This is a genomic window from Sinorhizobium sp. B11 (assembly GCA_039725955.1).
Lineage (GTDB): Bacteria > Pseudomonadota > Alphaproteobacteria > Rhizobiales > Rhizobiaceae > Rhizobium.
Map to the genome: position 1 here is coordinate 3,039,861 of CP091034.1, position 19,503 is coordinate 3,059,363.

Annotated in this window: 16 protein-coding genes; 2 read left to right on the plus strand and 14 right to left on the minus strand. The window is 61.3% G+C overall.

The features are described 5' to 3' along the window. Positions 1-8: 8 nt before the first annotated feature. The 3 genes from ftsA to LVY75_25185 are packed head-to-tail and all read right to left on the minus strand — an operon-like array spanning position 9 to position 3,183. Entirely contained in the window at positions 9-1,340 is a 1,332-nt protein-coding gene (ftsA, locus tag LVY75_25175) for a cell division protein FtsA (protein ID XAZ22089.1), read from the minus strand. After that, a complete protein-coding gene (locus tag LVY75_25180) occupies positions 1,337-2,260 on the minus strand; it encodes a cell division protein FtsQ/DivIB (GenBank protein ID XAZ25825.1) in 924 nt (307 codons plus the stop codon). Before LVY75_25180 ends, ftsA begins: the two co-directional genes overlap by 4 nt. Continuing rightward, positions 2,257-3,183, minus strand: a complete 927-nt coding sequence (locus LVY75_25185; GenBank protein ID XAZ22090.1) for a D-alanine--D-alanine ligase — start codon at positions 3,181-3,183, stop codon at positions 2,257-2,259. Before LVY75_25185 ends, LVY75_25180 begins: the two co-directional genes overlap by 4 nt. 595 nt (positions 3,184-3,778) lie before the next feature. Between LVY75_25185 and LVY75_25190 the strand changes: the two genes are divergently transcribed. Further along, on the plus strand, positions 3,779-5,077 hold the full coding sequence (locus LVY75_25190) for an MHS family MFS transporter (GenBank protein ID XAZ22091.1): 1,299 nt from the start codon (positions 3,779-3,781) through the stop codon (positions 5,075-5,077). 113 nt (positions 5,078-5,190) lie between these two features. After that, a complete protein-coding gene (locus LVY75_25195) occupies positions 5,191-6,120 on the plus strand; it encodes an SDR family oxidoreductase (GenBank protein XAZ22092.1) in 930 nt (309 codons plus the stop codon). 3 nt (positions 6,121-6,123) lie between these two features. Here the strand turns inward: LVY75_25195 and murB are convergent, their stop codons facing one another. From murB to rsmH, 11 genes are all read right to left on the minus strand, one after another. After that, entirely contained in the window at positions 6,124-7,098 is a 975-nt protein-coding gene (gene murB, locus LVY75_25200) for a UDP-N-acetylmuramate dehydrogenase (protein XAZ22093.1), read from the minus strand. Further along, a complete protein-coding gene (gene murC / locus LVY75_25205; protein ID XAZ22094.1) occupies positions 7,095-8,510 on the minus strand; it encodes a UDP-N-acetylmuramate--L-alanine ligase in 1,416 nt (471 codons plus the stop codon). Before murC ends, murB begins: the two co-directional genes overlap by 4 nt. Next, entirely contained in the window at positions 8,507-9,631 is a 1,125-nt protein-coding gene (gene murG / locus LVY75_25210) for an undecaprenyldiphospho-muramoylpentapeptide beta-N-acetylglucosaminyltransferase (protein ID XAZ22095.1), read from the minus strand. Before murG ends, murC begins: the two co-directional genes overlap by 4 nt. A gap of 7 nt (positions 9,632-9,638) precedes the next feature. Beyond that, positions 9,639-10,793 (minus strand): putative lipid II flippase FtsW, encoded by a 1,155-nt coding sequence (gene ftsW / locus LVY75_25215; protein ID XAZ22096.1) that lies wholly within the window; start codon positions 10,791-10,793, stop codon positions 9,639-9,641. A 1-nt stretch (position 10,794) separates the two neighbouring features. Next, positions 10,795-12,207: a UDP-N-acetylmuramoyl-L-alanine--D-glutamate ligase gene (gene murD / locus LVY75_25220; GenBank protein ID XAZ22097.1), complete on the minus strand. Its 1,413-nt coding sequence runs from the start codon at positions 12,205-12,207 to the stop codon at positions 10,795-10,797. Positions 12,208-12,214: 7 nt separating this feature from the next. Further along, the gene (gene mraY / locus LVY75_25225; GenBank protein ID XAZ22098.1) at positions 12,215-13,315 is read right to left on the minus strand and encodes a phospho-N-acetylmuramoyl-pentapeptide-transferase; all 1,101 of its coding nucleotides are present in this window, start codon (positions 13,313-13,315) and stop codon (positions 12,215-12,217) included. 20 nt (positions 13,316-13,335) lie between these two features. Next, positions 13,336-14,769, minus strand: a complete 1,434-nt coding sequence (locus tag LVY75_25230; GenBank protein ID XAZ22099.1) for a UDP-N-acetylmuramoylalanyl-D-glutamyl-2,6-diaminopimelate--D-alanyl-D-alanine ligase — start codon at positions 14,767-14,769, stop codon at positions 13,336-13,338. Then, entirely contained in the window at positions 14,766-16,226 is a 1,461-nt protein-coding gene (locus tag LVY75_25235) for a UDP-N-acetylmuramoyl-L-alanyl-D-glutamate--2,6-diaminopimelate ligase (GenBank protein ID XAZ22100.1), read from the minus strand. Before LVY75_25235 ends, LVY75_25230 begins: the two co-directional genes overlap by 4 nt. A 64-nt stretch (positions 16,227-16,290) precedes the next feature. Further along, positions 16,291-18,039: a penicillin-binding protein 2 gene (locus LVY75_25240; GenBank protein XAZ22101.1), complete on the minus strand. Its 1,749-nt coding sequence runs from the start codon at positions 18,037-18,039 to the stop codon at positions 16,291-16,293. Continuing rightward, positions 18,039-18,464 (minus strand): hypothetical protein, encoded by a 426-nt coding sequence (locus LVY75_25245; protein ID XAZ22102.1) that lies wholly within the window; start codon positions 18,462-18,464, stop codon positions 18,039-18,041. Before LVY75_25245 ends, LVY75_25240 begins: the two co-directional genes overlap by 1 nt. Position 18,465: 1 nt before the next feature. Next, the gene (rsmH, locus tag LVY75_25250; GenBank protein ID XAZ22103.1) at positions 18,466-19,491 is read right to left on the minus strand and encodes a 16S rRNA (cytosine(1402)-N(4))-methyltransferase RsmH; all 1,026 of its coding nucleotides are present in this window, start codon (positions 19,489-19,491) and stop codon (positions 18,466-18,468) included. Positions 19,492-19,503: the final 12 nt, after the last annotated feature.

Here is a 19,503-nt window from a genome sequence, read left to right on the forward strand (position 1 = left end):
ACTCAATTTCAAAAGCTTTCCTTCAGCCACTGGCCCATGCGGGCGATACGGCTGTTATTACCCCCAAGCGACATGAGCAGATTGCTCTGTGACGCATGTGTCTCCATGTCCGCGACCTGCGGATAGATCATCAGCCCGACGGCCGTCGAAAAGGCCGGCCCCTTGGCTGCCGTCGGCAGACCCGAGACACCCATCGGACGGCCGATGCGAACGTTGCGGGCCAGAATGCGCCGCGCCACTTCGGCAAGGCCGGTCAGCTGGCTGGCTCCGCCCGTCAGCACGACACGCTTGCCGACGATCGGGCTGAAGCCCGAACGCTGGATCCGGTCGCGGATGAGCTCCATCGTCTCTTCGATGCGCGCCGAAACGATGCGCGAGACGAGAGCCCGCGGCACCTGCGTCGGCTGATCACGATCATCCTCACCGATCGGCGGAATGGAGATCAGCTCGCGCTCATCGGAAGAATTGGTCAGCGCCGAAGCGTGGACCACCTTCAAACGTTCAGCATCCTCGATCCGTGTGGAAAGGCCGCGTGCGAGGTCGGTCGTCACATGATGACCGCCGAGGCCGACAGCATCGGTATGGACAAGCTTGCCTTCGGCAAAGACCGAAATCGTCGTCGTGCCGCCGCCCATGTCGATGGCCGCACAGCCAAGTTCGACTTCATCGTCGACCAGTGCGGCAAGACCGGATGCATAAGGTGTTGCAACGATTCCTTCCACCGAAAGATGCGCCCTGTTGACGCTCAGTTCGAGATTTTTGAGCGCAGAGCGCTCCGCCGTCACGACATGCATGTCGACTCCGAGCGCATCGCCGTACATCGCCAGCGGATCGCGGATGCCACGCTCGCCATCCAGCGAAAAGCCGGTGGCCAGCGAATGCAGCACGGCGCGGTCTTGGCGCAGCGACTGCTGGCAGGCTGCCGAAAGCACCTTCTTCAGGTCGTTCAGTTCGACTTCCTGGCCGCCGAGATCGATGGTTGCCGTGTAGATGTCGCTGCCGAGACGGCCGGCCGTCAGATTGACGATCAGGCTCTCGACGGTCAGGCCCGCCATGCGCTCGGCCGCATCGACAGCGAGACGAATGACGCCTTCAAGCGCGTCGAGATCGGCGATCACGCCGGTCTTGATGCCGCGCGAACGCTGATGGCCGATACCGATAATCTCGATATTGTGCGTGCGGCCCGGCAGGATCTGGCTTTCCTCGCGCGGCGTCAGCCGGCCGATCATGCAGACGACCTTGGTCGAGCCGATATCGAGGACCGAAACGATATGCGACCGCTTCGACGAAAGCGGCTTCAGGCGCGGCAATCCAAAGTGGGATGAACCGAACAAGCTCATATATTCTGCCCCGCCTTCTTCAATTCCTTGGTACGCGTTGCGACCGCCGCCTCCCGGCGCGCTGCCGCCTCCGGTGTCAGCTGGATCGTCGTGCGATCCGGCAGCCTGAGATCGACTGCGGCGATATCGCGCTCCAGAAGCTGCTGATCCCTGTCGAATTTCGAAAGCGTCGCGAGCGCCTGGTCGATATCATCTTCCGGCAGCTTGACGACGACGCCATTATCCATGTGCAGGTCCCAGCGACGACCGGAAACCCAAACGAACGCCTTCACGCGAGCTTTGACATCAGGCCACTTGGAGAACGCGTCCTCGATGGAAGCCGCAGCCGTTTCAGCGTCACGGCCGACGACCAGCGGCAGGGTAGAAAATTTATTGTCACGAAGCGGCGCGATCACGCTGCCGCTCTTCTCGATCAGCGAAAGCTCCTGGCCGTGTTGCCAGATAGCGTAGGCAGCGCGCTCCGAGAGCTTCACCTCGATCGTCTTCGGATAAACCTTGCGGACTTCGACATTCTCGACCCAGGGAAGGCGCGCAATCTTCTGGCGCGCAGCATCGACATCGAGCGCGACGAGCGATGTCGCGCCATCGAGGCCGAGAAGCTGAAGAATCTCGATTTCCGAGGTCTGGTTATTGCCGGAAACCTTCACATCCTCGATGGCAAATCCGACAGCGCTGGTCGTCGCTTGGGCGACCGCTTCCGTATGGCCGCCAAGCGACATGCCGTAGAGACCAGTCGCAGCCAGAAAGCCGAGCGCGGAAACCGTACCCGTATGGGCCGGAATGTCGATACGGCCACTTCCGAGACTTACAAGGAAGCGGACGACGCGACGCAGCGGGCGCGGCAGCACGCGGCGGTCATCGGCTTCCACATAGGGAAGCTCGGCATGACGGCTGGGGCGTCCTATTTTTTTGACCGTCAGCGCAAACAAGACGCGTCCTCCACCATCCACCGGAGAAATGCACCAAAGGAATATCCGGCATGGCCGGCCATTTCGGGCACAAGGGAGGTTGGCGTCATGCCTGGCTGGGTATTAACCTCCAGCCAGATGAGCTCGCCGTCTTCGGAGAAACGATCGTCGTAACGAAAGTCGGACCGACTGACGCCGCGGCAACCAATTGCTTGATGCGCCCTTAACGCCAATGTTTGTATTTTTTGGTAAATTTTCGGTGAAATTTTAGCCGGCAAGACATGTTTTGAACCACCTGCCGCATACTTGGAGTCGTAATCATAGAAATTGTGGCCCTGCGGCACCACCTCGATGACATCCATGGGTTGATCGCCCATGACGCCGCAGGTCAATTCGCGACCATGAATATAACGCTCGACGATGACTTCCTCGCCATAGCGCCACTCGGCCGAACCGATGACCTGAGGCGGGCGCGCCTGATCCTCGCCGACGATGACGACGCCGAAACTGGAGCCCTCGCGCACCGGCTTGACCACATAGGGCGCCTTCATCGGATGCTCCGACGGGAACGAGAAGCGGTTCAGCACCTGCGATTCGGCAACAGGAACACCGGCGGCAGCCGCCACACGCTTTGCCCGGCTCTTGTCCATGGCAAGCGCCGAGGCAAGCACGCCAGAATGCGTATAGGGGATCTGCAGATATTCGAGAATGCCCTGTATGGTGCCATCCTCGCCGAACGGCCCATGCAAGGCATTGAAGACAACATCGGGCTTCACGGCAGAGAGCTTCTCGGAAATGTCGCGCTCGACATCGATGCGCGTCACCTTGAAGCCTTCACCTTCGAGAGCATCGGCGCACGCCTTTCCCGAGGAAAGGCTGACAGGCCTCTCCGAGGAAAATCCGCCCATCAGGACAGCTACGTGCTCGCGACTCATCAACACCCCCAAAAATAACTTTCACTCTGCCGGACCAAGGCTTGCGCGGAGCTGGTCTGCGCGGTTCGTGGCCTTTGTCTGACTTGGGTGCATTAGAGCATCATTATGGTTAACGAACCGTTTACTTTCGTTAACTGTTGGCTCCTACCCTCTGCAATTTTTTGCCTTCTGCACATTTGCAGGCTTCGCGGCCTCACGTGATACGCAAGCTTGAAAAGCACCGGAAAAACCCATGCCTTCAAGGAGATATGGAGTCGCGCTCATCCGCACCGGAATAAGGCGAGCGAAGCGGCGAGCCTGTTTGAACCGTCGACTTGCGGGAACGCCGACAAGACACGGCGACGTCATTAATTAATGCGAGTCGCCGCTCGCGTGCCTGTCCGCACCCGTTGAGGTCAACACAAGAGAAGCAAAATGACCTGGATCGAAACAGATCCGCCTACTGAAAGGGGATGCTCTGACCGGCGGAGGCAGCGGCGAAAAAATAGTACAATTTCCGTTATATTCTTGCGTCTTTTGGCGTTGCGCGTGATGAAAATTGCGTTAAGACCCGTGGGGCCTTCCCGAGGCAATCTGTAAACTGAATGGAATAATAATGTCTGACGCGGTATCCGTATCGCCGACTCCCGCTTCGAACAGCACGCAAGTCAATTCCCCGGCTCGTGTTCTGATCGCGAGCCTCATCGGCACCACCATCGAATTCTTTGACTTTTATGTCTATGCAACGGCAGCGGTCATCGTCTTCCCACACCTGTTCTTCCCGTCGAGCGACCCGACCTCTGCGCTCCTGCAGTCGCTGGTGACCTTCTCGATCGCCTTCTTCGCCCGCCCCTTCGGCGCCGTGGTCTTCGGCCATTTCGGCGACAAGGTCGGCCGCAAGGCGACACTCGTGGCGGCCCTCATGACCATGGGCCTGTCGACTGTCGTGATCGGTATCCTGCCCGGCTACGATGCGATCGGCATCGCCGCGCCGCTGCTGCTTGCGCTGTGCCGCTTTGGCCAGGGCCTTGGCCTCGGCGGCGAATGGGGCGGCGCTGTGCTGCTCGCAACCGAAAATGCTCCTCCCGGCAAGCGCAGCTGGTACGCCATGTTCCCGCAGCTCGGCGCGCCGATCGGCTTCATTCTTTCTTCCGGCTTCTTCCTGATCCTGGCGGAAACCATGAGCAACGAGGACTTCCTCGCCTATGGCTGGCGCATTCCCTTCATCGCCAGCCTCGCGCTCGTCGCCGTCGGACTTTATGTTCGCCTGAAGATCGCCGAAACCCCGGAATTCCAGAAGGCTGTCGAAAAACACGAGCGTGTCGCCGTTCCGGTCGCGACCGTCTTCCGCGGTCATCTGCGCAGCCTGATCCTCGGCACGTTCATCGCCGTTGCCACTTTCGTCCTCTTCTACCTGATGACGGTCTTCACACTGTCCTGGGGTACCACGAAACTCGGCTACACGCGTGAGCAGTTCCTGGTCGTCCAGCTCGTCGGCGTCGTCTTCTTCGGCCTGACGATCCCGCTCTCCGGCTGGCTGTCTGACCGCTACTCGCGTCGCATGATCCTGACTCTGACGACGATCGCCATCGCCATCTTCGGCTTCTTCTATGCAAGCCTTTTGACGGCTGGCCTGACCGGCGCCTTCCTGTGCTCGATCATCGGCCTCGGCCTGATGGGCTTCACCTATGGCCCGATCGGTGCGGCCCTTGCCGCCCCCTTCCCGACCATGGTGCGCTACACCGGCGCCTCGATGACCTTCAACCTCGGCGGCATCTTCGGCGCTTCGCTTGCTCCCTATATCGCCACCTGGCTTGCGACTACCTACAGCCTCAATTACGTCGGCTACTATCTCACCGCCTCGGCTGCGATCTCCCTGATCTGCATCCTGCTGTCGGGTCGCGAAGAAGTCTGAGCTACTGACTGTCTGGACAAAAAGCCGCGACGGTCGCCGTCGCGGCTTTTTTTATTGATGCGATCGGCAGTTCCGGCTAGCGAGAGCCTCCATCGGCAAACAGGGAGAAGATCATGCGATGCCTCGTCACCGGCGCTGCCGGCTTCGTCGGCGCCCCTCTCGTCGAGCGTTTGCACAGGGAACGGATTTGGGACGTGACTGCCACGACACGATCCGCAAATTCTGCCTTCCCATTGGATGTCAGGCATGTTCCCGTCGACATCACCGAGACGACCGAGTGGACCGCTGCCCTCCAAGGCATCGACGTTATCGTCCATCTCGCCGCCCGCGTTCACATTATGAACGACAAGTCGAGCGATCCATTGGCGGATTTTCGCCGCGTCAACACTGCCTCTACCCTCAATCTCGCCGGACAGGCCGCCCGCGCCGGCGTGAAGCGCTTCGTCTTCATCAGCACGATCAAGGTCAATGGTGAAGAGAACGACCGCCCCTTCCGGCACGACGACCAACCGAAGCCCATCGATCCCTATGGCATTTCGAAAATGGAAAGCGAAATCGGCCTGCGCGAGATCGCCGCGCTCACCGGCATGGAGGTCGTCATCGTCCGCCCGCCGCTGGTCTACGGCCCCGGTGCACGCGGTAACTTCGCCCTGCTCGTCGGCCTTGTCCGCAAGAAGCTGCCGCTGCCCTTTGCGTCGCTGAAGAACCGTCGCACACTGGTCGCTGTGCAAAACCTTGTCGATCTGATCATCACCTGCATGCAGCACCCCGCCGCTGCAGGAGAAACCTTCCTTGCAGGAGATGGGGAGGATCTTTCGACACGAGGATTGATCGAAGGGATCGCCGCAGGGCTTGGCGTAAAGCCAGCACTCCTTCCCTTCCCGCCGTCGCTGATGCACATGGCAGCGAGGATTACGGGAAAGGAAGCCGTCTTTCAGCGCCTCTGCGGCTCATTGCAAGTCGACATATCCCACGCACGCGACGTTCTGGGCTGGTCGCCCGTCGTCACGCCGCGTGAAGGCCTCAAGCTCGCGGTGAAGTGAAGCCTATTCTGATGCAATGCCATGGAAGGGGCGAACCTCGCGGCCCGGCATGAAGAGGCCGAGACGCTTGATTTCCCACTCGAGTTTGATGCCGGACGTTTCGAAAACCTTGCGACGCACTTCTTCGCCAAGATATTCGAGATCGTAGCCCGTAGCCTGCCCCATGTTGATCATGAAGTTGCAGTGAAGCGACGACATCTGAGCGCTGCCGATAACGAGACCGCGGCAGTCCGCCTCGTCGATCAGCTTCCACGCGGAATGACCCTCGGGATTCTTGAAGGTCGAACCACCGGTCTTTTCACGAATAGGCTGCACCGTCTCGCGGTGATTGCGCACCGCATCCATTTCGGCGCGGATCTTCGCGCGATCATCCGGATAGCCTTCGAACAGCACCGAGGTGAAGATCAGATCATCGGCAGCATCCGAATGGCGATAGGAATAGCCCATCTCGGCATTCGTCAGCACATGCTTGTTGCCCTTGCGGTCGATCGCACGGACCTCGACCACACGATCCTTCGTCTCGGATCCATTGGCGCCGGCATTCATGCGGGCAGCGCCGCCGATACCGCCCGGAATGCCGTAATAGAAGGCAAAACCACCGATGCCATTATCCATCGCCATGGCCGCCACATGCTTGTCCGGGCAGATCGCGCCGGCAACGATGCGGTTTTCACCGGCGAGCTCGACAAAGCCGAAGCCCTTGGCCGAGAGGCGCAGCACCACGCCCGGGATACCGCCGTCACGCACCAGGATGTTCGAGCCGACACCAACCACCGTCAGCGGCACTTCATCCGGCAGGATCTTCAGGAAGGCGATCAGGTCTTCCTCGTCATGCGGCTGGAACATCAGCTCGGCCAGACCGCCGGCGCGGAACCAGGTGACGCGATCCATTGGAGCATCCGGCGTCAGCCGGCCACGAATGTCCTTTACGCCCTCTCCAAGAGAGGCAAGTAGCTTTTCTCCGTTAACCTGTTTCATGCGGATTTTCCTGAAAGGTCTTGCAACTGCTTCGGCAGCGCTGCTGCCCAATATGTAATGCTACCAGCACCCAACAAAACTACAAAGTCCCCGGGTTTTGCAATCTCTGCTACCATCTGCGGTAGAGCTTCCGCCGAAGGAAGGAAGCGCGCGTCGCGATGGCCACCCGATTTGATGCGGGAAATCAGCGATTCCGAATCCGCGCCCTCGATCGCATCCTCACCCGCGGCATAGACGGGTGCGATGAAAATGCTGTCGGCATCGTTGAAGCAGGCCGCAAATTCCTCGAACAGGCTCGACAGGCGGGTGTAACGGTGCGGCTGGTGCACGGCGATGATCCGGCCCTTGCAGGCCTCGCGGGCAGCGCGCAGCACTGCCTTGATCTCGACCGGATGGTGGCCGTAGTCATCGAAGATCTGCACGCCGTTCCACTCGCCCGTCAGCGTGAAGCGACGCTTCACGCCGCCGAAGGAGGCAAGCCCCTTGGCGATATCCTCACGGGAAATGCCAAGCCGGTTGGCAACGGCAATGGCCGCGGTGGCATTCGAGATATTGTGACGGCCAGGCATTGGCATGACAAGATTGTCGAGCCGTGTGACCTGTCCCGTGCGGCGACGGCGGATCTCCACATCGAAGATCGAGCGCGTGCCATCAATGCGGACGTTCATGAAGCGAACGTCGGCCTGCGGGTTTTCGCCGTAGGTAATGACCTTGCGGTCTTCGATCCGGCCGACCAGCGCCTGAACCTCCGGATGATCGAGACACATGACGCCGAAACCGTAGAAAGGCACGTTCTCGACGAACTGGCGAAACGCGGCGCGGACGGCATCGAAATTGCCGTAATGGTCGAGATGCTCGGGGTCGATATTGGTGATAACGGCGACATCGGCTGGCAGTTTCAGGAAGGTGCCATCGGACTCGTCGGCCTCGACCACCATCCACTCACCCTCGCCCATGCGCGCATTCGTGCCATAGGCATTGATGATGCCGCCGTTGATGACGGTCGGATCCAGCCCGCCAGCTTCGAGAAGCGTAGCGACCAGCGAGGTCGTCGTCGTCTTGCCATGCGTACCGCCAATCGCGATCGCATTTCGGAAGCGCATCAGCTCAGCCAGCATTTCGGCACGGCGCACGACCGGCAGCAACTTCTCGCGCGCGGCGACGAGTTCCGGATTGCTCTTCTTGATCGCGGTCGAGACGACGACGACTTCGGCATCGCCGAGGTTTTCCGCCTTGTGGCCGACGAAGACCTCGATGCCCTTGTCACGCAGGCGCTGGACATTGGCGCTGTCGGACTGATCCGATCCCTGCACCCTGTGGCCGAGATTGTGCAGCACCTCTGCGATACCGCTCATGCCGATACCGCCAATGCCGATGAAATGGACAAGGCCTATTGCCTTCGGCAGCTTCATGCGCGTGCCCCCTTGAATTCTGCAACTGTCTTGCCGGCCGCAATAGCCTCAACCATGTCGGCAAGCAAGTTTGCTGCATCCGGTTTTCCCGCGAGCTTGGCGGCCGCCGCCATGTTGGCAAGTTTTTCCGGGTCGTTCATCACATGCGTCAGGATGGAGGCGATACGCTCCGGAGACAACTCCGACTGTGCGATCACCTTGGCCCCACCGGTTGCCGCGAGCGCCGCCGCATTGGCCGCCTGATCGTGGTCGAGCGCATGCGGATAAGGCACCAGCACCGCCGGACGCCCTATCACCGAAATTTCCGAAACCGTCGAGGCGCCGGAACGGCAGATGACGAGATGCGCTTTGGCAAGGCGCTCCGCCATGTCGTTGAAAAACGGCGCGATATCCGCGCCCATCTGCAACTGCGCCACACAGCCGCTCACCATATCCATGTCTTCAGGCCGAACCTGCTGCGTCACCTTCAGCCGCGCGCGCAGCGCATCATCGATCAGGCTGATGGCCGTCGGCATCGCCTTGGAGAAATATTGCGCGCCCTGGCTGCCGCCGAAGACCACGAGGTTGAAATCCTCGCCCGGATGCGAAGGCTTGTAAGGCTGTTCGGCCGCGGCAAGGATGGCCGGCCGGACGGGATTGCCGGTCGCAACCGTCTTGTCGGAAAAAGTGCCGCCGCTTTCAGAGAGGAAACCGCCGGCAATCGCCCTGACGCGCGGCGCAAGCGCCTTGTTGGCGCGCCCCATCACGGCATTCTGCTCATGCAGCATGGAAGGCACGCCGAGGCGCGTGGCGGCAAGCAGCGGAGGCACGGTCGGATAGCCGCCGAAGCCGACGACGATCACGGGCTTCAGCCGCTGGATCAGCCGCTTTGCGCTGCGCATTCCGGTCCAGAGCTTCCACAGAGAACGGGCAACGGCCACGGGGTTCTTGGAACCGATCGTTGCCGACGGCACGACATGGATCTCGTCTGCCGGGAACTTGCCGGCATAACGCTCGGCACGGCTGTCGGTAACGAGATGCACGGAATAGCCACGCTCCCTCAGCTTGAAGGCCAGCGCCTCTGCCGGAAAGACGTGGCCACCGGTGCCCCCGGCGGCAAGAAGGACGATGCCCCTGCTCATAATACCCTTACTCCGCCGGCATGCCGTGCGGCACGCGGAAGAGGCTCCGGTCCTGCGCACGTTTTTCCGGGCGATGGCGTGTCAGCGCCAGAATGAAGCCTGCCGTCACGCAGATTGCCACCATGGACGAGCCGCCATAGGAAATCAGCGGCAGCGTCATGCCCTTGGCCGGCAAAAGTTCGAGATTGACGCCGATATTGATGATTGACTGGATACCCATCTGCAGCACGAGGCCAGCGACCGCAAAGCGGTTGAAGTCGTTGCGTTCGCGATAGGCATGAGACAGGCCGCGCAACACCAGCACGGTGAAGATGGCAACGAGCGCGATGCAGAAGACGATGCCGAACTCCTCGGCCGCGACCGAGAAGATGAAGTCGGTATGGGCGTCCGGGATGATGCGCTTGACGATACCTTCGCCCGGCCCCTGCCCGAACCAGTCGCCGCGAATGATCGCTTCGCGGGCGGTATCGATCTGGAAGGTGTCGCCTTCGCCGGTGAGGAACTTGTTTATTCGGCCCGCCACGTGCGGGAAGACGTAATAGGCGGTCACGAGGCCACCGGCACCGCCTGCGCCCAGCACGATGATCCATAGCCACGGCATTCCAGCCATGAAGAACATGCCGCCCCAGACGGCCGTCGTCAGGATCGTCTGACCAAGGTCTGGCTGAGCGACAAGAAGAGCGACGACAATGCCAAACAGGATGATGGCGAAGAGATTGCCCGGTATCTCCGGCTGGCGCGCATGTTCGGCAAAGAGCCAAGCGCAAACGACGACGAAGGCCGGCTTCATGAATTCCGACGGCTGAATGGAAAGTCCGGCGATCCAGATCCAGCGCCTGCCGCCCTTGACCTCCTGGCCGAAGAACAGCACCAGCAGCATCATCGCGAGTGCAACGATCAGCAGGATGATGGCGGTGCGCCGTATCTGGCGCGGCGTCAGGAAGGAAAGGCCGAGCATGACCGCGATCGACGGGATCATGAACGCGGCGTGGCGCTTGACGAAGTGGAAGGGTTCGAGGCCGATGCGCTCGGCAACCGCGGGCGACGCCGCAAACGAGAGCATGAAGCCGATCCCCATCAGGAAGAGGAACAATGCCAGGAAAAAGCGGTCGATGGTCCAGAACCAATCGGCCAATGCTCCACGTTCCGCGCGGCTCACCATGTCATTTGCCTCCTGTTGCCGAATTGATCAGCATGGTCACGCCGTCAAGGGCGGCCACATGGCCGACAAAGGCATCGCCCCTGACTTCAAAATTCTTGTACTGGTCGAAGCTTGCGCAAGCCGGGGATAACATCACGGCCACGGGACCGGTCTCATCCTTGTCCGCATCAGCTGCCGCATGCGCTACGGCCCGTTCCAGCGTGCCGGATATCTCGTAGGGTGCTGCCTCGCCTAGCGTCGCGGCAAATTCCGCCGCCGCCTCGCCGATCAGATAGGCCTTGGCGATGCGCGGAAAATAGGGCGCAAGTGTCGTGATGCCACCGGCTTTCGGCAATCCGCCGGCAATCCAGTAGATCCTGCTGTAGCTCGAAAGTGCCGGAGCCGCAGCATCGGCATTCGTCGCCTTGGAATCGTTGACGAAGACGACATTGCCGCGCTGGCCAACGGGCTGCATGCGATGTTTGAGACCGGGGAAGGATGCAAGGCCGGCGCGGATCTCTTCGGCGGAAACGCCGACGGCAAGGCAGGCCGCGACTGCAGCAGCCGCGTTCTGCGCATTATGGCTGCCGCGCAGCGTCTGGATGCCATCGAGATCGACGAAGGGCAGCATGGCGCCGCTCGTGGCCTGGATGAGTTTCGTGCCCTCGGCGTAGACGCCGTCGGCCAGAACATTGCGGCGCGAGATCCTGATAACCTTTACCCCTGCCCGCTCGATGCGATCGGCAATCAGCGCCGAATGGCTGTCGTCGACGCCGACAACAGCGACGCCGCTGCCGGCGACCAACCGTTCCTTGACATCGGCATAATGCTGCATCGTGCCGTGGCGATCGAGATGATCGGGCGTCAGGTTGAGAAGGATGCCGGCGGACGGGTTGAGCGTTGGCGCAAGATCGATCTGATAGGAGGAGCATTCGACGACGAAGTAGCGCTCGGCCTTCGGGGGATCGAGTGTCAGCACGGCCGTGCCGATATTGCCGCCGAGCTGCGTGTCACGGCCGCTCGATTTCAGGATATGGGCAATCAGAGCCGTCGTGGTCGATTTACCGTTGGTTCCTGTGATCGCGATGAAAGGGCAATCGGGAGCATGCGCCCGCCGCTCGCGCACAAAGAGTTCGACGTCACCGACAATATCGACGCCGGCGGCACGCGCGAGGTCAACCGTCCAATGAGGCTTCGGATGGGTGAGCGGCACGCCGGGCGAAAGCACGAAGAGCGCCTGAGCGCTCCAGTCGATCCCATGCAGATCGGCAGTGGTGATGCCCTCGGCCGCGGCCTTGGCGACGCTGTCAGGATTGTCGTCCCAGGCAATGACGTCGGCACCACCGGCAACGAGCGCCTTGGCGGTCGCGAAGCCGGAACCGCCGAGACCGAAGAGCGCGACCTTCTTTCCTGCAAGCGTCGTGACGGGGATCATGACGGCCTCACCGGAGCTTCAGGGTGGAAAGGCCGAGCATGGCGAGGCCGACGGCGATGATCCAGAAGCGGATCACCACCTGGCTTTCCGTCCAGCCCTTCTTTTCGAAGTGATGGTGGATCGGCGCCATGAGGAAGACGCGCCGGCCGGTCATCTTGAAAAAGCCGACCTGGATGATGACCGAGAGCGTCTCCATGACGAACAGGCCGCCGACGATCGCCATGACGATCTCATGCTTCGTGGCAACGGCGACGGTACCGATCGTGCCGCCGAGCGCGAGCGACCCGGTATCGCCCATGAAGATGGCGGCCGGCGGCGCGTTAAACCACAGGAAGCCGAGGCCGGCACCGATGACGGCGCCCAGCACGACGGCAAGTTCGCCGGTACCGGGCACGAAATTGATCTGCAGGTAATTTGCAAAGACGGCGTTACCGGCGAGATAGGCGATGATGCCGAAAGCTGCCGCGGCAATCATGACCGGGACGATGGCAAGCCCATCGAGGCCGTCGGTCAGGTTCACGGCATTGCCGGCGCCGACGATGACGAAACCGCCGAAGACAACGAACATGATGCCGATATTAATCATGAAGTCCTTGAAGAAGGGGAAAGCGATCGAGGAGCCGAAGGTCGAGCCGGCGGGGCCGGAGGCAAGGGCCGCGCGCATCATGAAATAGACGGCAATACCCGCAATGATAAACTCGATGCCGAGGCGCGCCTTGCCGGAAAAGCCCTTGTGGCTCTGCTTGGTGACCTTGAGATAGTCGTCATAGAAGCCGATCGCGCCGAAGCCGAGCGTCACGAGCAGCGTCGCCACCACGTAGACGTTGGACAGATCGGCCCAGAGCAACGATGCGCCGACAATGCCGGCCAGGATCATCAGGCCGCCCATGGTCGGCGTGCCGGCCTTCTTGAAATGCGTCTGCGGCCCGTCGGCGCGGATCGGCTGGCCTTTGCCCTGTCGGATGCGCAGCGAATTGATGATGGCCGGGCCGAAAAGGAAGACGATCAAAGCGGAGGTGAAGAGAGCAGCACCAGCTCGGAAGGTAATGTACCTGAACAAATTCAGAAATTTGAAATATTCCGACAGTTCGACTAGCCAAATCAGCATTCAAGGCCCCTTTTACCCGATCATAGTTCGCGTTGCGTGTCTGAAACTGGTGGGTACTTGTCAAGGAGCGCGGCGACAATCTTGCCGAAACCGATCCCCAGAGACGACTTCACCATCAACACGTCGCCTGGTGCGACCGAGTTCAGTACGAATTCCAGCAATTCTTCCGTCGTCTCGCGGTGCTCGACCGCGACGCTGTCGGGAAGCGATTCTTTCAGCGCCACCATCTCGGGCCCGGCGAGCCAGACATGTTCGAGACCGGCAGCCAGCAGCGGGCCGGCAAGTTCCGTATGGACCTGCTCGGCAAATTCGCCCATTTCCAGCATGTCGCCGAGCACGGCAATGCGGCGTCCGCGACCGGTCGGTTCGGCATCCGCAAGCAGCGCGATCGCCGCGCGCATGGAGGCCGGATTGGCGTTGTAGCTCTCGTCGATCAGCGTGAAGCTGCCATTGCCGATCGGAAGCCTGTGGCGCTTGCCCCTGCCCTTCTCCGGCTTCAGCGTCGCGAGCGCCTCGATTGCCTTGTCGAGGCTGGCGCCGACGATCGCCACCACGCCCAACGCGGCCAGGGCGTTTTCAGCGATGTGGCGCCCGGGTGCGCCGATGCGCACCTCCTTGGTATCCCCTCCGACGGTCATCCAGAGCGTCGAGCTTTCGTCCGAGCCGTTGAATTCAGCCAGCCGGAACTCGGCCTTGGCATGCTGACCGAAGGAATGGATCTTCGTGATGCCGAGCGCCTGGGCGGTTTGCTCCAGGAAATTGAACTGATCGTTGTCGCGGTTGAGGATGACGTCGCCGTTTGGCTCCAGTCCCTCGAAGATCTCCGCCTTGGCGGCGGCGATTTCCTGAACGTTCTGGAAATTGCCGAGATGGGCTGGCGCGATCGTCGTGATGACGGCCACATGCGGGCGGATCATCTTTACCAGCGGCCGGATCTCGTCCGGATGGTTCATGCCGACCTCGAAGACCCCGAAATAGGTGTCGATCGGCATGCGTGCCAAGGTCAGCGGCACACCCCAGTGATTGTTGAAGGACGCAACGGATGCGTGGACCTTGCCGGAGGGAGAGAGCACATGGCGCAGCATCTCCTTCGTCGTCGTCTTGCCGACCGAACCGGTGACGGCGATGATCTTGGCCCGCGAGCGCTCGCGCGAAGCCAGTCCCAGCTTGCCGAGCGCGGCAAGCACGTCCTCGACCACAATCATCGGCACGGTCAGGCGCCCCATGGCCGGCAGGCGGGCTTCGCTCACGACAAGCAGCGATGCACCGTTTGCCATCGCCATCGAAGCATAATCGTGGCCATCCACGCGGTCGCCCTTGATCGCGAAGAAGGCCTCACCGGGCGCGATCGAGCGGCTGTCGATGGAAATGCCGGTGATGCCCTGCGGCAGCGAGCCGAACGGACGGCCCGCCATCGCAGCAATCATGTCTTCGGTGGTCCAGAGCCAGTTCATGGTACCCGCTCCTCCAAAGCCTTGCGCACTTCGGCGTGATCGGAAAACGGCAGCGTGACGCTGCCGACCGTCTGCCCTTCTTCATGTCCCTTGCCGGCAACAATCAGCGTATCGCCGGATTTCAGCTGCAGAACCGCTTCGCGGATGGCCTTGGCACGGTCGCCGATCTCCGAAGCGCATGTCGCCGCCGTCATGATCTCGGCACGGATCGCCGCTGGTTCTTCCGAACGCGGATTGTCATCGGTGACGATGACGACATCAGCGAGCCGGCAGGCGATCTCGCCCATGATCGGCCGCTTGCCGCGGTCTCGGTCGCCGCCGCAGCCGAACACGACGATCACCCGACCCGTCGTGAACGGACGCACCGAGCTTAGCACATTTTCCAGGGCGTCGGGCTTGTGCGCATAGTCGACATAGGCAAGCGCGCCGTCTTTGGTATGGCCGACCAGCTCAAGACGGCCGGAAGCGCCCTGCAGCTTTTCGAGTGCCGCCATTGCGACTTTTGCCGGAACGCCTGTAGACATGGCAAGAGCAGCCGCAACCAGCGCATTGGCGATCTGGAAATCACCAGCCAGTGGAATATCGACCTCGAAAATCTCACCCTCGGCGTGAATTTCCGCGACCTGCTTGTGACGAAAATGCTCGACGCGCTTCAACGCCAGATAGGCACCCTTGCGCCCGACCGTGCGAACATCGTGGCCGGCGGCGGTTGCCGCCTTGATCGCCTGCTCCGACCATGGATCGTCGGCGAAGATGATCGCGGGCGAACCCTTCGGCAGCACCCGGTCGAACAGGTGCATCTTCGCCGCCATATAGTCTTCGACCGTCGGATGGTAATCCATGTGGTCGCGGCCGAGATTGGTGAAGGCGGCTGCCGCGAGCTTCACGCCATCGAGGCGATACTGGTCGAGGCCATGGCTGGAAGCCTCCATCGAGGCATGCGTGACGCCTTCATCGGCGAGTTCGGCGAGCAGCTCGTGCAGCGATACTGTATCGGGCGTCGTCAGCGAGCCATATTCATTGCGCGTCGGCGAGATGACGCCGGTCGTACCGATCATCGCGGCGGCATGGCCGGCATGCGCCCAGATCTGCCTGACGAAAGAAGCAACAGAGGTCTTGCCGGCCGTGCCCGTCACGGCAACCATCGTCGCCGGCTGACGGCCGTAGAAATGCGAAGCGGCAACGGAGAGAAAACGGCGCGGCTCGGAAACAACCAGAACCGGTACGGAAGTCTGAGCCGCATGCGATGCGATGACGACGGCCGCACCCTTTGACACCGCATCGGCGATGAAGCCCGCGCCATCCGCCTTGGAGCCCGCAATCGCCACGAAAGCCATCCCGGGTACGATCTTCCGGCTGTCGGAAGACAATCCCGTTACATCCAGCGCGCCGGCCGGCCCTTCGAGTTCACCTTTGATTTCCGGAAACGCATTTCCGGCGAGGTCCCGCAATTTCATCGAATGCACTTCTCTGGTTCAGGTCGACCGCCCCTTACGAATCGACGCCGACATTGATTCACACTCAATAAGACACCAACAAGGCCGAGCCGTCTTCGCCAAATTCCGGCTCGACACCAAGGATGGGGGCGGCGCGGCGAACGATGTTCTTGACCATGGGGGCTGCCGTATAGGCGGCGATACGCTGATGCTGCTCGCCGTCAAGCGGCTCGTCGCAGAAGGTCAGCACCACATATTTCGGATTGTCGATCGGGAACGCCGCCAGAAAAGCGTTGAAATTCAGGTTGCTGGCGTAGCGGCCGTTGACGACCTTGTCGGCCGTACCGGTCTTGCCACCGACATGGAATCCCGGCACATCGGCGTTGCGGCCGGAGCCCTTTACGCCATTCAGCTTGAAGAGATAGCGGATATCGTCGCTGGTGCTTTTCTTGACGACCATTTCGGCGACTTCATCGGCCTGCTCGCGATTGCGCGGCAAAAAGGTCGGCTCGATCAGCTTGCCGCCATTGATGAGCGCGGCACCGGCGACCGCCGTCTGCAGCGGCGTCGTGGCCACGCCATGGCCGAAGGAGATCGTGATCGAGTTGATCTTCTTCCAGACACGCGGCTGGCTCGGCATCTTCACTTCGGGAAGTTCCGTCTGCATCTTGGTCAGCAGGCCGAGGCGCGTCAGATAATCCTTCTGCATCTCCATGCCGACGATATCGATCATTCTTGCCGTCCCGATATTGGAAGAATATTCGAAGATTTCGGGCACGGTCAGCCAGCGGCGCTGGCCATGGAAGTCGTGAATGGTGAAGCCGCCGATGCGGATCGGGTTGGTGGCGTCGAAACTGTCCTTCAGCGAGACCTTGCCGCTGTCGATCGCCATGGCGGTGGAAAAGGTCTTGAAAGTCGAGCCCATTTCGAACGTGCCGTTCGACATGCGGTTCAGCCAGCCGTCCTTGGAGCCTTCCTGCGGATTGTTGGGGTCGAAATCCGGCGCGGATGCCATGGCAATCACTTCGCCCGTATGCGCATCCAGCACGACTGCCCCTGCCCCCTTGGCCTTGTAATTGACCACCGCATTGGCAACGACATCGCGCAGGATTGCCTGCACGCGCACGTCGATCGAAAGCCGCACCGGCTCCAACGGCTGGTTGCTCGTCATGCCGACCGAGGCGAGATCGGCGAGCCCCTGATCGTCTATATATTTTTCCATACCGGCAACGCCGCGGTTGTCGATATTGACGTAACCAAGGATATGCGCGGCCGTCGCGCCGCCCGGATAGAAGCGGCGCTTTTCCGGACGGAAGCCGATGCCGGGAATGCCGAGTGCCAGGATCTGGCTCTGCTGCTTCGGCGTCAGCTGACGGCGCAGCCAGGCGAAATGCGAGGTGCGGTTCGAGAGCTTCTTGTATGTGTCCTTGACGTCGAGGTCGGAAAGCACCGTCTGCAGCTTCTCGACTGCCTCGTCGGCATCGACGATCTTGTTCGGCTCGGCAAACAGCGAAACGGTGCGGATATCGGTCGCCAGCACTTCGCCGTTGCGATCGACAATATCGGGGCGCGATGCCATCAGCCGGTCGGGCGGCAGGATAGACGAGACCGATTCCGGCTCCTTCATCGCATATTCGACCATGCGGGCGCCGATGACGGCATAAAGCGCGGTAAACCCGACGATCAGCAGGCCGACACGGCTTCTGGCCTGCCCCGACTTGCGTTTGCGCGAGCCTTCGATCGCCATACCCGAGGGAGCGCCGAAACGATTGTAAACGCCGGCGGAAAAATGCGCCTGGCTCTTCAGCACCATGATGCGGGAAAGAAAGGACATTATTCCAGCGCCCCCGTCTCGATCTGGTCCGCGTCTTCGGCTTCGCGTGGCGCCCGCGTTGGGACCGGCTGAGACTTGGCGACGGCACCCGGCTTGGCGCCGGCCTTTGCTTCGGTAATGTCTGGCGGCGGAACCTGCGATTTCAGCATCGGCAACTCGCGCGCATGGGCAAGCGATGTCGAATCCGTCGGCTGCAACTGCAACTCGCTATTATAGGCATTGACCAGCCGCTCCAGCCGGTTCGGCTGCGACTGCAGCGCCCAGTCGGCCTTCAGGAGATCGATCGTGTCCTTCTCCAGCTTGATCTCCGCCTCGAGGCGGTGAACCTCCTCGAGCTTCAGCTCGGCGCGGTGCTTGATCGTATAGGTGACAGCGGCTGCCGCCGTCATGATGCCGATGAGGACAAGATCGAACGTTCTCAGCATATCAAGCTCCAAGCTTTCCGAGGCTGGCAAGATTGGGGAATCCGAAGAGCGACATGTCTTCGGCTTCAGCGGGAGCGCTGGTGCGCTGGCCGGCGCGCAGCTTGGCGGAACGGGCGCGCGGATTGACCTGGGCCTCCTCTTCGCTGGCAGAAACCATCGGCTTGCCGACCGGCTCGAAGGTTGCGGCGCGCTCATGCGCAATGGGCAGGTGGCGGGAGCCGGAGGCCTTGCCGGCCCGGTCGGAGAAGAATTTCTTGACGACCCGGTCTTCCAGCGAATGGAACGTGACGACAACGAGACGACCGCCGGGCTTCAGAGCCCGCTCGGCGGCAAACAGTGCCTGCGCCAATTCGCCGAGTTCGTCATTGACGAAGATGCGCAGCGCCTGAAAGACGCGCGTTGCCGGATGGATCTTGTCCTTCATCTTGCGCGGCGTCACCAGCTCGATAAGGCCGGCGAGATCCCGCGTCGTCTCGAAGGGCTTCTCGGCGCGATGCTTCTCGATGGCATGGGCGATGCGCGGCGCCTGGCTTTCCTCGCCGAGATAATGGAAGATCCTGATGAGATCGGCGACCTTGGCGCGATTGACGACATCGGCGGCAGAAACGCCTGAAACCGACATGCGCATGTCGAGCGGGCCGCTCTTTTGAAAGGAGAAGCCGCGCTCGGCCTCGTCGATCTGCATGGAGGAAACGCCGATATCGAGCACCACGCCGTCGAGCCCACCTTCCGGCGCATGATCGGCAAGTTGCGAAAACTGCGAATGGATGAGCTTGAGATGACCGCCATGAGCCGAGACAAGCGCCTGGCCCGCGGCAATCGCCGTCGGGTCGCGATCGAGCGCGATCACATCGGCGCCGACGCCAAGAATGGCGGAAGTGTATCCGCCCGCACCAAAAGTACCGTCAAGAATGACCTTGCCGGAAGAAGGCTCCAGCGCCGCAAGCACTTCCTTGAGAAGAACCGGAATGTGGCGAACCGGTCCGCCACCGGCTTCAGTTGAACCTCCGCCAGGATTCGCCACCATTCCGTTCCCTCG

Bases quoted from the DNA above. Each gene is read 5' to 3' on its own strand.
- LVY75_25245 (XAZ22102.1), bottom strand. From the start codon at position 18,464: ATGCTGAGAACGTTCGATCTTGTCCTCATCGGCATCATGACGGCGGCA.
- LVY75_25195 (XAZ22092.1), top strand. From the start codon at position 5,191: ATGCGATGCCTCGTCACCGGCGCTGCCGGCTTCGTCGGCGCCCCTCTC.
- LVY75_25190 (XAZ22091.1), top strand. From the start codon at position 3,779: ATGTCTGACGCGGTATCCGTATCGCCGACTCCCGCTTCGAACAGCACG.
- murB (XAZ22093.1), bottom strand. From the start codon at position 7,098: ATGAAACAGGTTAACGGAGAAAAGCTACTTGCCTCTCTTGGAGAGGGC.
- murD (XAZ22097.1), bottom strand. From the start codon at position 12,207: ATGATCCCCGTCACGACGCTTGCAGGAAAGAAGGTCGCGCTCTTCGGT.
- murG (XAZ22095.1), bottom strand. From the start codon at position 9,631: ATGAGCAGGGGCATCGTCCTTCTTGCCGCCGGGGGCACCGGTGGCCAC.
- rsmH (XAZ22103.1), bottom strand. From the start codon at position 19,491: ATGGTGGCGAATCCTGGCGGAGGTTCAACTGAAGCCGGTGGCGGACCG.
- murC (XAZ22094.1), bottom strand. From the start codon at position 8,510: ATGAAGCTGCCGAAGGCAATAGGCCTTGTCCATTTCATCGGCATTGGC.
- LVY75_25235 (XAZ22100.1), bottom strand. From the start codon at position 16,226: ATGAAATTGCGGGACCTCGCCGGAAATGCGTTTCCGGAAATCAAAGGT.
- mraY (XAZ22098.1), bottom strand. From the start codon at position 13,315: ATGCTGATTTGGCTAGTCGAACTGTCGGAATATTTCAAATTTCTGAAT.
- ftsW (XAZ22096.1), bottom strand. From the start codon at position 10,793: ATGGTGAGCCGCGCGGAACGTGGAGCATTGGCCGATTGGTTCTGGACC.
- ftsA (XAZ22089.1), bottom strand. From the start codon at position 1,340: ATGAGCTTGTTCGGTTCATCCCACTTTGGATTGCCGCGCCTGAAGCCG.
- LVY75_25230 (XAZ22099.1), bottom strand. From the start codon at position 14,769: ATGAACTGGCTCTGGACCACCGAAGACATGATTGCTGCGATGGCGGGC.
- LVY75_25185 (XAZ22090.1), bottom strand. From the start codon at position 3,183: ATGAGTCGCGAGCACGTAGCTGTCCTGATGGGCGGATTTTCCTCGGAG.
- LVY75_25240 (XAZ22101.1), bottom strand. From the start codon at position 18,039: ATGTCCTTTCTTTCCCGCATCATGGTGCTGAAGAGCCAGGCGCATTTT.